Source organism: Streptococcus jiangnanensis (genome assembly GCF_040888325.1).
Taxonomy (GTDB): Bacteria; Bacillota; Bacilli; order Lactobacillales; family Streptococcaceae; genus Streptococcus; species Streptococcus jiangnanensis.
Map to the genome: position 1 here is coordinate 62,051 of NZ_JBFNFF010000001.1, position 14,041 is coordinate 76,091.

Consider the following 14,041-nt stretch of genomic DNA (forward strand, 5'->3'; position numbering starts at 1 on the left):
TTGCGTTACTATATGTCCATATAAGATACGGGAGTCTGTGTACAGTCTGAGAGGAAGTGTTAAACTTCGACCGCACCTGATCTGGGTAATGCCAGCGTAGGGAAGGATACTTAGTCGAATTCTGCACCTTTTCCGTATATATGGGAAAGGTTTTTCTTTTTGTCAAAAAGAAAAACAGAGAAGAGGAGGTTTTTATGAAAGCAAGCATTGCCTTGCAGGTCTTGCCCCTATCACAGGGGGTTGATCGAATTGCTATTATCGATCAAGTGATTGCTTATCTGCAAGCTCAGTCCGTGACCATGGTGGTGACACCATTTGAAACGGTCTTGGAAGGGGAGTTTGATGAGCTCATGCGCATTCTCAAAGACGCGCTAGAAGTGGCCGGGCAGGAGGCAGATAATGTCTTTGCCAATGTCAAAATAAATGTAGGAGAGATTCTAAGCATTGATGAGAAACTTGAAAAGTATGATGAGACAACAGATTAGTCTTTTGGGATTTCTCGGAGTCTTGTCGGTCTGGCAGTTAGCGGGAATATTCAAACTTTTACCCAAGTTTATCCTGCCAACTCCTCTTGAGATTCTCCAGTCCTTTGTTCGTGACAGAGAATTTCTCTGGCACCATAGCTGGGCAACCTTGAGAGTGGCTTTACTCGGTCTAGTGCTGGGTGTCTTGATTGCCTGTATCATGGCTGTGCTTATGGACAGTCTAACTTGGCTCAATGACCTGATTTACCCTATGATGGTGGTTGTTCAGACCATTCCGACTATTGCCATAGCCCCTATCTTGGTCTTGTGGCTAGGTTATGGGATTTTGCCCAAGATTGTCTTGATAATCTTGACGACAACCTTCCCTATCATCGTCAGTATTTTGGACGGTTTTAGGCACTGTGACAAGGATATGCTGACCTTGTTTAGTCTGATGCGAGCAAACCCTTGGCAAATCCTGTGGCATTTTAAAATCCCAGTCAGTCTGCCTTACTTTTATGCAGGTCTGAGGGTCAGTGTCTCCTATGCCTTTATCACAACAGTGGTATCTGAGTGGTTGGGAGGCTTTGAAGGACTAGGTGTCTACATGATTCAGTCAAAGAAACTGTTTCAGTATGACACCATGTTTGCCATTATTATTCTGGTGTCGATTATCAGCCTTCTCGGTATGAAGTTGGTCGATATTAGTGAAAAATATGTGATTAAATGGAAACGTCCCTAAGATAAGGATGTTTTAGAAAAAGAAAAGAGGAAATGAAGATGAAGAAAACATGGAAAGTGTTTTTAACGCTTGTGACAGCTCTTGTAGCTGTCGTGCTGGTGGCTTGTGGTCAAGGGACTGCTTCTAAGGACAATAAAGAAGCAGAACTCAAGAAGATTGACTTTATCCTAGACTGGACGCCAAATACTAACCACACAGGGCTATATGTTGCCAAGGAAAAAGGTTATTTCAAAGAAGCTGGAGTGGATGTTGATTTGAAATTGCCACCAGAAGAAAGCTCGTCTGACTTGGTGATTAATGGCAAAGCGCCATTTGCTATCTATTTCCAAGACTACATGGCTAAGAAATTGGAAAAAGGGGCAGGAATCACTGCCGTTGCCGCTATCGTTGAGCACAATACATCTGGAATCATCTCACGTAAATCTGACAATGTCAGCAGTCCAAAGGACTTAGTTGGGAAGAAATACGGAACCTGGAATGACCCAACGGAGCTTGCTATGTTGAAAACCTTGGTAGAATCTCAAGGTGGAGACTTTGAGAAGGTCGAAAAAGTACCAAACAACGACTCAAACTCCATCACACCGATTGCTAATGGCGTCTTTGATACTGCTTGGATCTACTACGGTTGGGACGGTATCCTTGCCAAATCGCAAGGCGTAGATGCTAACTTCATGTATTTGAAAGATTATGTCAAGGAGTTTGACTACTACTCACCAGTTATCATCGCTAACAACGACTATCTCAAAGACAACAAAGAAGAAGCTCGTAAAGTTATCCAAGCTATCAAAAAAGGTTACCAATATGCCATGGAACATCCAGAAGAAGCTGCAGATATCCTCATAAAAAATGCACCTGAACTCAAGGAAAAACGCGACTTTGTCATCGAATCTCAAAAATACTTGTCAAAAGAATACGCAAGCGATAAGGAAAAATGGGGACAATTTGATGCTGCTCGTTGGAATGCCTTCTACAAATGGGATAAAGAAAATGGTATCCTTAAAGAAGACTTGACAGACAAAGGTTTCACTAATGAATTTGTAAAATAATGACAGAAATTAGACTAGAACACGTAAGCTATGCCTATGGCGATGAAAAAATTTTAGAGGATATCAACCTGCAGGTGACGTCAGGTGAGGTGGTCTCTATTCTAGGTCCAAGTGGTGTAGGAAAGACCACCCTCTTTAACCTAATCGCTGGGATTTTAGAAGTCCAGTCTGGGCGAATTGTCCTTGATGGCGAGGAAAATCCCAAGGGACGCGTGAGTTATATGTTGCAAAAGGATTTACTCTTGGAACACAAGACGGTGCTTGGCAATATCATCCTGCCCCTCTTGATTCAAAAGGTGGATAAGGCAGAAGCCATTGCCCGAGCAGATGACATCCTTGCGACCTTCCAGTTGACAGCTGTACGGGACAAGTATCCTCACGAACTTAGTGGGGGGATGCGTCAGCGTGTGGCCTTGCTGCGGACCTATCTTTTTGGCCACAAGCTCTTTCTTCTTGACGAGGCTTTTAGCGCCCTGGACGAGATGACAAAGATGGAACTCCACGCTTGGTACCTTGAGATTCACAAACAGCTACAGCTGACGACCTTGATCATCACGCATAGTATCGAGGAGGCCCTCAATCTCAGTGACCGTATCTATATCTTAAAAAATCGCCCTGGGCAGATTGTTTCTGAGGTTAAACTAGATTGGTCTCAGAGTGAAGACAAGGAAGTCCAAAAAATTGCCTATAAACGTCAAATCTTAGCGGAATTGGGATTAAATACTTAGATCCTTAGAACAATATTATATATTAAATCCAAGTAAGAATCTTGCTTGGATTTAATTGTGTCAAAGCTTATGCAGAAACGGAATTGGCTGATTTATCCATCTACCTGATAAGTTAATATAAAAACCGAATCATTTTAATTGACATTCTGTCAAGGTTCTGTATAATATAATTGAACCATTATAGACAATAAGGAGGATAATGTGGTGACGAAGAGAAATAAAAAACTCTTTCATGGCTTGATGGCCTTGCTACTGGTTGTGTCGGTCTTTTTGCCTGCACTAAGACTTAATGGAGTAGTTAGTGCTGCCGAAAAAACTGAATCAGAGTACACTTTGACTACAGAGCCGACGATTAATACGAACCGATTAGTCGATCATGCCAAATATGGTGAAGGTAAGTTCTATCTTAAAACAACTTACGCATTCCCAGACAATGTAACTCTGAAAAACGGTGATTTCATGGTTTATCACGTTCCAAATGAGTTTAAAATCGAAGTAGATTCTACTACAGATTTGAAAGCTCCGAACGGTGAAACGATTGCAACACTGACAACAGAGAAGGCAACGAATACTGCTAAGATTACAGTAACAAACGAAGAGTACTTTAAGAAGTTTAATGAGAACAAACAAATTGTTGCATCATTTACTGTAGTGTGGGCGGACCATGTTGAAAAGAATAAGGAATATGAAATCAACATTCCTGGTGCAGGAGTTTATCATTTGACTCGTATCGTTCCAGACGTTGATCCAACTGGATTTACTAAATGGGGAGTTCAAGATTCAGACGACCCTAACTATGTAAACTGGCGTATCCGTGTTAACCGTTATGCAAAATCATACACTGGTGTAAATATCCAAGATACTATTCCTGATGGGCAAGTTCTTGCGAGTGATATTACTGGTTACTACTTCCCAGATTGGGAAAATGGTTACGGACGATCATCACTTGATAAGGCTCATGTTCAAGTAACAGATAAGAACCATTTCTCAATTACACCTAATGGTAATGGAACCTTAGATCATAAAGGGCTTTATATCATGTATCGTACTCGTTTGACTAAACCAGTCAATCCAGTTACTAAACGTGTATTGAACAATGTAACTGTCACTACAAACGAGGAAGCCCAACCAATAGAATTTGAAGGTTTTGCACCAATTACAACTACTGACGGTATTGGTGTAGGTGCCAAATCGGATGAGGTTGCTCTAGAAGTGACTAAGAAACTTAATGGTAAAACTCTTGAAAAAGATGCATTTAGCTTCCAACTTCTAGATGATCAGGGTAATGTTTTACAAACTGTCAAAAATGACGAGAATGGTAAAGTGAAGTTCGAGGCAATCAAATACAAAGAAGCAGGAACTTTTAACTATACCATTAAAGAAGTTAATGATAACAAACCTGGATACACTTATGATGCGAACGTCCTTAAAGCGACTGTAACAGTAAAAGATGTTTTGGGTGAAAAATTAGCGAGCGTCAAATTTGAAGATTCTAAGAAAGAATTTACAAACTCATACGCTGCTAAAGAAGCAAAACTGCAACTTGAAGCTAAGAAAGTCTTAAAGGGTAAAGCTCTTGAGGCTGGCAAATTTGAATTTGAGTTGAAAGAAAACGGAACAGTTCTCCATACTGTTTCAAATGATGCAAACGGTAAGATTCAATTCCCAGAACTTACGTTCACAAAAGAGAAAACTCGTACATTCACTATTTCTGAAAAAGCTGGTGATGTAGCCGGAGTTGAATACGATCCAAATGCTTATGAAGTAACAGTAGTCGTTAAAGATAACGGCCAAGGTCAACTTGTTGCAACTGCAACAGGTGCTGATAATCTTACTTTCACTAACACTTATAAAGCCGCTTCAACAAGCGCGACAATCAAGGCTAAGAAAGTCTTGAACGGTAAAGAGCTTGAAGCTGATAAATACGAATTCGAACTTAAAAAAGGTGAAGAAGTCGTTGCGACAGCTAAAAACGCTGCAGACGGCACCGTTACTTTCAAAGAAATCGAGTTCGAAACAGCAGGTGATTACACTTACACTATCACTGAAAAAGCAGGTAGTGAAAAAGGTGTGACATACGATACTGCCAAACACAAAGTTAAGGTGAACGTTAAAGATAACGGGGAAGGAAAACTTGTTGCAACTGTTACAGGTAACAACCCAACCTTCACTAACACTTATAAAGCTGCTTCAACAACTGTAAATATTACCGCTAAGAAAGTCTTGGAAGGTAAAGCTCTTGAAGCTGATAAATACGAATTCGAGCTTAAAGAAGGTGACAAAGTCGTTGCGACAGCTAAAAACGCTGCAGACGGCACTGTTACTTTCAAAGAAATCGAATACAATGAAGCAGGCGACCACACTTACACTATCTCAGAAAAAGCAGGTAGCGAAGCAGGTGTGACATACGATGAATCTACTCATAAAGTAACAGTAAACGTTACAGATAATGGACAAGGTGAACTTGTTGCAGCTGTTACAGATAACAACCCAACCTTCACCAACACATATAAAGCAGCTAAAACAAGTGCAACGATCACAGCTAAGAAAGTCTTGAACGGTAAAGCCCTTGAAGCTGGTAAATATGAGTTTGAACTTAAAAAAGGTGAAGAAGTCGTTGCGACAGCTACAAACGCTGCAGACGGAACTGTTACTTTCAAAGAAATTGAGTACAACGAAGCAGGTGACTATACTTACACTATCTCAGAAAAAGTAGGTAGCGAAGCAGGTGTAAAGTACGATAAAACTATTCACACTGTAACAGTAAAAGTTACAGACAACGGTGCAGGCAAACTTGTTGCAACTGCAACTGATAACAACCCAACCTTCACCAACACTTATAAAGCAGCTTCAACAAGTGCAACGATCACAGCTACTAAAGTCTTAGATGGTAAAGCTCTTGAAGCTGATAAATACGAATTCGAGCTTAAAGAAGGTGACAAAGTCGTTGCGACAGCTAAAAACGCTGCAGACGGAACTGTGACTTTCAAAGACATTGAGTTCAATGAAGCAGGCGACCACACTTACACTATCTCAGAAAAAGTAGGTAGTGAAGCAGGTGTGACATACGATACTGCCAAACACGAAGTTAAGGTGAACGTTAAAGATAACGGGGAAGGAAAACTTGTTGCAACTGTTATAGGTAACAACCCAACTTTCACTAACACTTATAAAGTAGCTTCAACAACTGTAAATATTACCGCTAAGAAAGTCTTGAATGGTAAAGCCCTTGAAGCAGGCAAATATGAGTTTGAACTTAAAGAAGGTGACAAAGTAATCGGAACAGCAACAAACGCTGCAGACGGTACAGTTGCTTTCGCAGGTATCGAGTACAAAGAAGCTGGTGAGCACACTTACACTATCTCTGAAAAAGCAGGTAACGAAGCAGGTGTGACATATGATAAATCTACTCACAATGTAACAGTAAAAGTTACAGATAATGGTCAAGGCAAACTTGTTGCGACTGTAACTGACAACAACCCAACCTTCACAAACACTTATGTTGCATCTTCAACACAAGTAACTTTCACAGCTAAGAAAGTCTTGAATGGTAAAAAAGAACTTGCAGCAGGTCAGTTTAAGTTTGAACTTAAAGAAGGTAACGAAGTAATCGAAACAGCTACAAACGCTGCAGACGGTACTGTTACTTTCAAAGCTATTAAGTACGCAACAGCAGGTAAGCACACTTACACTATTACTGAAGTAAAAGGTAACGATGAGAATATCAAATATGATGAAAATTCTTACGAAGTGACAGTTGAAGTCGTTGATAATGGTGCAGGTCAACTTGTAGCAACAGTTACAGGTAACAACCCAACAATCACTAACACATATACTGAACCGAAAAAAGAAGAACCTAAGGAAGATCCTAAGGGTGAACAGCCTAAGGGAGATTTGCCAAACACTGGTGGAGCAGACTTTACAGCATTCTCTACTATTCTTGGTCTAGTTCTTGCAGCTTTGGCAGGACTTGTATACCGTACTAAAAAAGTTGACTAATCTTAACTTTGAATAAAGCAAAATGATGGTGACCGTTTTACGGTCCCATCTTTTTGTTTTGGATAGTTTATAATAATCTTCGCAACTCGTTCCCTTTTCCTTTAAAAAAATTAAAAATTTCGGTATAATAGTCAAAGATAGTCAAGGTTCAAAGAAGGAGTTTGATTTACTATGAGATTTAAAAATACATCAGATCATATCGAAGCCTATATCAAGGCTATTTTAGACCAATCTGGTATCGTGGAATTGCAACGGAGCCAGTTAGCAGATACCTTCCAGGTTGTACCGAGTCAGATCAACTATGTCATCAAGACCCGCTTTACGGAAAGCAGAGGTTACTTGGTTGAGAGCAAGCGTGGTGGTGGAGGCTACATTCGAATAGGCCGGATTGAGTTTTCCAATCATCATGAGATGCTCCGCGATTTGCTTTACTCGGTTGGTGAGCGAGTTAGTCAGGAGATCTATGAGGATATTCTCCAGCTTTTGGTGGAGCAGGACTTGATGACCAAGCAGGAAATGACCTTGCTGACTTCAGTAGCAACGGATCGTGTCCTAGGAGAAGAATCCTCAGTTGTCCGTGCCAATATGCTCCGACAGCTATTACAAGAGGTAGATAGAAAAGAGAAGTAAGATGAACTATTCAAAAGCATTGAATGAATGTATCGAAAGTGCCTACATGGTTGCTGGCCATTTTGGAGCTCGTTATCTAGAGTCTTGGCATTTATTGATTGCCATGTCCAATCACAGTTATAGTGTGGCAGGTACAACTCTAAATGATTATCCATACGAGATGGACCGTTTAGAAGAGGTTGCGTTGGAACTGACTGAAACGGACTATAGCCAAGACGAAACCTTTACGGAATTGCCCTTTTCCCATCGTTTGGAAGTTCTCTTTGCAGAAGCAGAGTATGTGGCCTCAGTGGTCCACGCAAAGGTGCTAGGGACAGAGCATGTTCTCTATGCGATCTTGCATGATGGTAATGCCTTGGCAACTCGCATCTTGGAGAGAGCAGGCTTTTCTTATGAAGACCAGAAAGATCAGGTCAGAATTGCTGCTCTTCGTCGCAACCTAGAAGAGCGTGCTGGCTGGACTCGTGAAGACCTCAAGGCTTTGCGTCAACGCCATCGCACAGTATCTGACAAGCAAAATTCCATGGCCAATATGATGGGCATGCCTCAAGCTCAAAGTGGTGGTCTAGAGGACTACACGCATGACCTGACGGAGCAAGCGCGTTCTGGCAAGTTAGAGCCAGTTATCGGTCGAGACAAGGAAATCTCACGTATGATTCAAATCTTGAGCCGGAAGACCAAGAACAATCCGGTCTTGGTTGGAGATGCGGGTGTCGGGAAAACAGCTTTAGCACTTGGGCTTGCCCAGCGTATTGCTAGTGGGGACGTACCAGCTGAAATGGCCAAGATGCGCGTTTTGGAGCTTGATTTGATGAATGTCGTTGCGGGAACACGTTTCCGTGGAGATTTTGAAGAGCGCATGAACAACATCATCAAGGATATCGAGGAGGATGGCAAAGTGATCCTCTTTATCGATGAACTCCACACCATCATGGGTTCTGGTAGCGGTATTGATTCGACTCTGGATGCAGCCAATATCTTGAAGCCAGCCTTAGCTCGTGGAACTTTGAGAACAGTTGGTGCAACCACTCAGGAAGAATACCAAAAACACATCGAAAAAGACGCTGCCCTTTCTCGTCGGTTTGCCAAAGTGACGATTGAAGAGCCCAGTTTAGCTGACAGCATGATCATTTTGCAAGGTTTGAAAGCTACCTATGAGAAACACCATCGTGTGCAAATCACAGATGAAGCTGTTGAAACAGCTGTTAAGATGGCGCATCGTTACTTGACTAGTCGTCACTTGCCAGACTCTGCTATCGACCTCTTAGATGAAGCAGCAGCAACAGTGCAAAACAAATCCAAGTATGTGAAAGCAGATGAATCCTACTTGACTCCAGCTGACAAGGCCCTGATGGATGGCAAGTGGAAACAAGCGGCCCAGCTAATCGCAAAAGAGCAGGAAGTTCCTGTCTATAAAGACTTGGTGACAGAATCTGATATTTTAACCACTTTGAGCCGCTTGTCAGGGATTCCAGTCCAAAAACTGACCCAGACTGATGCCAAGAAATATCTGAACTTGGAAGCTGAACTACACAAACGTGTCATCGGTCAAGATCAAGCTGTTTCAAGTATTAGCCGTGCGATTCGCCGAAACCAGTTAGGAATTCGCAGTCACAAGCGTCCGATTGGTTCCTTTATGTTCCTAGGGCCGACAGGAGTCGGTAAGACCGAATTGGCAAAGGCTCTGGCAGAAGTTCTCTTTGATGACGAATCAGCCCTTATCCGCTTTGATATGAGTGAGTATATGGAGAAATTCGCAGCTAGCCGTCTCAATGGAGCACCTCCAGGCTATGTGGGCTACGAGGAAGGTGGGGAGTTGACCGAGAAGGTTCGCAACAAACCCTATTCCGTTCTCCTTTTTGATGAGGTAGAGAAGGCCCACCCAGATATCTTTAATGTCCTCTTGCAGGTTCTGGACGACGGTGTCTTGACAGATAGCAAGGGGCGCAAGGTTGATTTTTCAAATACCATTATCATCATGACATCAAACCTTGGTGCGACAGCCCTTCGTGATGACAAGACGGTCGGCTTTGGCGCGAAAGACATTCGTTTTGACCAGGAAAATATGGAGAAACGAATCTTTGAAGAGCTGAAAAAAACTTATCGACCAGAGTTTATCAACCGTATTGATGAAAAGGTGGTCTTCCATAGCTTAGATAGCAAGCACATGCAAGAAATTGTCAAGATTATGGTCAAACCATTGATTGCTAGCCTGGCAGAGAAAGGTATCGACTTGAAACTGCAAGCTTCGGCACTGAAGTTGCTAGCTAGTCACGGTTACAATCCAGAAATGGGAGCTCGCCCACTTCGCAGAACCCTGCAAACAGAAGTGGAAGACAAGTTGGCAGAACTTCTTCTCAAGGGAGAATTGGTGGCAGGTAAGACACTTAAGATTGGTGTCAAAGCAGGCCAGTTAAAATTTGATATTGCTTAAAAATAGAGAGTCAGGAGCAATCCTGATTCTTTTTTGCTACTTTTTTATAAAAAATGATAAAAAAGTATTGACAAAACAAAAATATAGTATATAATAAAAACATAGAAAATAAAAATATCAAAAAGTATAAAAAGGTAAAACGTTTATGAAAAAGAAAACAGCAGTGGTGTTTGGGACCTTTGCCCCCCTCCATCAGGGACATATCGATCTGATCCAGCGAGCGAAGCGTCAGTGTGACCAGGTCTGGGTAGTCGTTTCAGGCTACGAGGGAGACCGAGGTGAGCAGGTAGGTTTAAGTCTTCAAAAACGATTTCGCTATATTCGAGAGGCTTTTCGTGATGATGAGTTGACCTTTGTCTGCAAGTTAGATGAGACCAACCTTCCCCGTTACCCTATGGGCTGGCAGGAGTGGTTGGACCAGATGTTAGCGGAGATTTCCTATGATGAAACCAAGCAAGGACTGACTTTCTTTGTGGGAGAAGAAGACTACCAGCAAGAACTAGCTAAGCGTGGCTTTGAGACCGTTTTGCAAGAAAGAAAGTTTGGTATCTCAGCGACTATGATTCGAGAAAATCCAAGCAAATATTGGAAATACATCGCTCAACCCTTCCGTCGTCAGTTTACCAAGAAAGTCTTGATTATGGGAAGTGCTAGCAATGGGAAGACCACTCTGGCCAAGGATTTGGCAAGGTATTACGATGCGCCCGTTAGTCTGGAATACGCGCGTGAGTACCAGATCAAAAACAATGTCCGCGACGATGAATTGACCCCAAAGGATTATTATTATCTCCTTTTAGGGCAGTATGACCAGACCTCCAAGTTAATCGATAGCAATGCCAATCGAGGTCTAGTGATAGCCGATACCAACTCCTTGGTAACCAAGGGCTACTATGACTATTACATGGAGACTGAGGACCAAGGGGATTTATCAGGAGAAACCTTTGACAATCTCTTTGTTTCAATCTTGGCTAAGGAAAAATGGGACTTGATTCTCTTCGTGCAACCTGTCGGTTCCTATGTCAATGACGGATTTAGAGATATGACCATGGCGGAAGACCATATTCGCTACAGTTTTTCCCAGCATTTGGATCAGATGAGAGAGAGATACTTAACGACTATTCCTTTAGTTTATCTAGCAGAGGATTATCTAGGCAATTATGAAGCAGCAAAAGTGGCTATTGATGCCATTTACCAAGCAGATTAGGAGAAAAATATGAAAAAACTAACTAAAAAAATCACACAATTTATCGAAAACTTTAAAAATGTCCATGCTGAAGCCCGCAAGATCGGTTTTGCAGGGATCATGCACCTGCTCTGGAAAGATCTCTTTGTCGGCCGTAGCCTTTTCCAGTGGTTGTATCTCATCGCCCTGTCAAGTGTCCCCTTGATCTTGGAGTTTACACAAAATACGGAAAGCCATGACTGGCTTAGCTTATTTGCATCCTGGACTGGGATTGTCTGTGTTATTTTGGTAGCAGAAGGTCGTGCAAGCAATTATCTCTTTGGGGCTATTAACTCGGCTATCTATTTGATTTTGGCCATGAATGCGACTTTTTATGGCGAAGTCTTGACGACCGTTTACTTCTTTGTCATGCAGCCGATTGGTCTCTATGCTTGGTTGTCCAATCGTATCAATGACCAAGGAAAACCAGAAGAATCTCACTTTGAAGCTAAGAAATTATCTGTTCTTGACTGGCTCAAGTACTTGGTCTTGACTGCCATTATCTGGATTGGCATGGGCTTGGCTTATCAAAGTATCAATAGTGCTCGACCTTTCCGTGATAGTGTAACCGATGCGACCAATGGTGTTGGTCAGCTCTTGATGACACGTCTTTACCGCGAGCAATGGATTTTCTGGATTGCAACCAATCTCTTTAGTATCTACCTCTGGTGGGGTGAAAATATCCACATCCAAGGGATGTACTGGGTTTACACGCTCAATAGTCTAGTGGGATGGTACCAATGGACCAAGGCAGTTCGAAAGGAGGTTTAAAATGGTAGATACGAAGATTCCAACAGGGATGACGGAAAAAGAATATTTTGAAATCCATGCCAGTCAGGAGGAGTTTTTGGATTGGTACTACAGACAGGAACTCCCTCAATATGAAAAACCAAGTGTGACAGTAGATATGGTAGCCTACTGCTTTGTTGAAGGAAAGATCAAACTCTTGCTGATCCGTCGCAAGGCTCACCCTTATCAAAACTGTTTGGCTCTGGTTGGAGGCTTTATGGATAAGGGAGAGGATGCTGCGCATGCCTGTCAACGCGAAGTGAGAGAAGAAGTCAATCTCGATCTACCTTTGGAAAAAATCGAGCAATTGATGACCGTATCGACTCCTGGTCGTGATCCACGTGGCTGGACGGTGACCATTGCCCACTTGGTGTACCTACCTAGTCGTGCCTTAGATCTCGTTCAGGCTGGAGATGATGCTAAGGATGTGGTTTTTGTAGATGTCGATTTTCAGACGGGCAAGTGCTTCCTAGAGGGAGTAGAGTTGGAGGAGAGAGCCTTCGCCTTTGACCATTATGCCATAATCCAAGAATCCATCAAACGAATCCAAGGCCGTCTCGATTGGAATCCGACCTTCCTTTATCTGCTGGAGGAAGAGTTCACTGTTTACGAAGGAACTGAACTGGTCAATCTCATCAACCCAGGTCGCCCAATCGTTAGCAATAACTTTCTCGTAAAATATGGCGAATATGTAGAAGAAGTCGGACTCAAACGAGTGCCCAAAAAGAAACCAAGAAAAACCTATCGATTGAAATAAAAAACGAGGCCGGGAACTTTTCCCGACCTTTTTATTTATCATCATTTTTTATGAATGGCTATCTTTCTTAGGATTACTCAACATGTGAGTAAAGAAGTCTTTATATCGATACTTGAGATAGTTCTCGTGCAAAAATAACAAAGCGATATAAACAATCAAAAAGATTGCAGTCAGATAGAAGACATCAAATGCAGTTCGCGCATAGTAAGTGGCTGATTGATAAGAGCCAATAGCTCCCAAAATCAACCAAGGAAGATACTTGTAATACTTATTTAGCATAAGAGTGCACCTCTTATATTCTATTTCAATGTTATTATATTCCTTTATCTAATGCAATGCAAGCGATTACACAAAGATGATGTAAAAAATAGGACTCTTATCTAAAAAATTTTCTATTTTTTTGTTTCAATTACGAATAGAGATAGTAGAGAGAAATTTTTTAAAATAGTTTCTCTAAATAGTTGACAGATTCAAGGTCCAATGTTACAATTGTGTTACAAAAAGATTTCTTAACATTTCAAAAATGTTACAAAGGAGTAGAAAAATGAAAAAGAAAACCTATATCAAATTGATGGCAGCGACTGTATTGGCTTCTACCTTGCTACTAGGAGCTTGTGGAAATAAAAACGAAACCACTCAAACCAGTAGCTCTGCCAAGACAAGTCAATCATCAAGTTCTAAAGCAGCTTCTTCTAGCAAAGAAAGTAAGACACAAAAATCTTCAAGCTCAGCTTCATCTGAAAAGGCTCAGGCATCTTCTGGTCAGTCTTCTACAACGGCAGATCAGTCACAAGCGAAACCAGCACCTGAATCAAGACAAGAACAAGCAGCTCCTAGTCAACAAGCCCCTTCTCAGGCACCTTTAACTCAGCAAGACTCTCAAGCCCAGTCTAACCAGTCAGGCTATGATCCAACAACTGACCGCAAACTTCAAGACAAGCAAGCAGAACACAACAAACGCTACAAGGGTGTTTTAACCATGGTCGATGGTGACTTCTCAGCAGCTGCAGGCAACTGGAAGGGAGCGAATGGCGAAACTATTACAGTTTCATCAGGAGGCCAATTTACAGTAGAAACTGCAGATGGAAAGAAAGAAAACTATTCTATCAGAGGCTACTCTTACACCCTTGATGATGGCAAGTATAATGCCAAAATCGGTGGAGGAAAAATCATCCAAATTACAACAGGTGCGGATGGTAAAGTTTCAAGCGTTGCCTTGATTCAATAATA

12 protein-coding genes are annotated in these 14,041 nt (G+C 41.9%); 11 read left to right on the forward strand and 1 reads right to left on the reverse strand.

The features are described 5' to 3' along the window. The first annotated feature begins 194 nt into the window (after positions 1-194). From AB2B49_RS00290 to AB2B49_RS00335, 10 genes are all read left to right on the forward strand, one after another. Positions 195-485, forward strand: a complete 291-nt coding sequence (locus AB2B49_RS00290) for a thiamine-binding protein (protein WP_049504536.1) — start codon at positions 195-197, stop codon at positions 483-485. Beyond that, positions 448-1,206, forward strand: a complete 759-nt coding sequence (locus AB2B49_RS00295; protein WP_196769363.1) for an ABC transporter permease — start codon at positions 448-450, stop codon at positions 1,204-1,206. The genes AB2B49_RS00290 and AB2B49_RS00295 overlap by 38 nt, the downstream gene beginning before the upstream one ends. Before the next feature lie 38 nt (positions 1,207-1,244). After that, positions 1,245-2,252, forward strand: a complete 1,008-nt coding sequence (locus AB2B49_RS00300) for an ABC transporter substrate-binding protein (RefSeq protein ID WP_000754537.1) — start codon at positions 1,245-1,247, stop codon at positions 2,250-2,252. Continuing rightward, complete coding sequence (locus tag AB2B49_RS00305; protein ID WP_049504541.1) at positions 2,252-2,980, forward strand: ABC transporter ATP-binding protein; 729 nt, start codon at positions 2,252-2,254, stop codon at positions 2,978-2,980. The genes AB2B49_RS00300 and AB2B49_RS00305 overlap by 1 nt, the downstream gene beginning before the upstream one ends. Before the next feature lie 204 nt (positions 2,981-3,184). Further along, positions 3,185-6,979 (forward strand): Spy0128 family protein, encoded by a 3,795-nt coding sequence (locus AB2B49_RS00310; RefSeq protein WP_269466338.1) that lies wholly within the window; start codon positions 3,185-3,187, stop codon positions 6,977-6,979. Between the two features lie 171 nt (positions 6,980-7,150). Next, positions 7,151-7,609 (forward strand): CtsR family transcriptional regulator, encoded by a 459-nt coding sequence (locus AB2B49_RS00315; protein WP_061421536.1) that lies wholly within the window; start codon positions 7,151-7,153, stop codon positions 7,607-7,609. A 1-nt stretch (position 7,610) separates the two neighbouring features. Continuing rightward, positions 7,611-10,043 (forward strand): ATP-dependent Clp protease ATP-binding subunit, encoded by a 2,433-nt coding sequence (locus AB2B49_RS00320; RefSeq protein ID WP_320691818.1) that lies wholly within the window; start codon positions 7,611-7,613, stop codon positions 10,041-10,043. A gap of 145 nt (positions 10,044-10,188) precedes the next feature. After that, positions 10,189-11,247, forward strand: coding sequence for an AAA family ATPase (locus tag AB2B49_RS00325; RefSeq protein ID WP_206285487.1), 1,059 nt, complete (start codon positions 10,189-10,191; stop codon positions 11,245-11,247). Between the two features lie 9 nt (positions 11,248-11,256). Then, positions 11,257-12,036 (forward strand): nicotinamide riboside transporter PnuC, encoded by a 780-nt coding sequence (pnuC, locus tag AB2B49_RS00330; RefSeq protein WP_076984229.1) that lies wholly within the window; start codon positions 11,257-11,259, stop codon positions 12,034-12,036. Position 12,037: 1 nt separating this feature from the next. After that, entirely contained in the window at positions 12,038-12,811 is a 774-nt protein-coding gene (locus tag AB2B49_RS00335; RefSeq protein ID WP_049504549.1) for an NUDIX domain-containing protein, read from the forward strand. 48 nt (positions 12,812-12,859) lie between these two features. Here the strand turns inward: AB2B49_RS00335 and AB2B49_RS00340 are convergent, their stop codons facing one another. Next, complete coding sequence (locus tag AB2B49_RS00340; protein WP_049504550.1) at positions 12,860-13,090, reverse strand: hypothetical protein; 231 nt, start codon at positions 13,088-13,090, stop codon at positions 12,860-12,862. A 265-nt stretch (positions 13,091-13,355) separates the two neighbouring features. Here AB2B49_RS00340 and AB2B49_RS00345 point away from each other — a divergent pair, with 265 nt between their 5' ends. Next, a complete protein-coding gene (locus AB2B49_RS00345) occupies positions 13,356-14,039 on the forward strand; it encodes a hypothetical protein (protein WP_049504551.1) in 684 nt (227 codons plus the stop codon). Positions 14,040-14,041 lie beyond the last annotated feature (2 nt).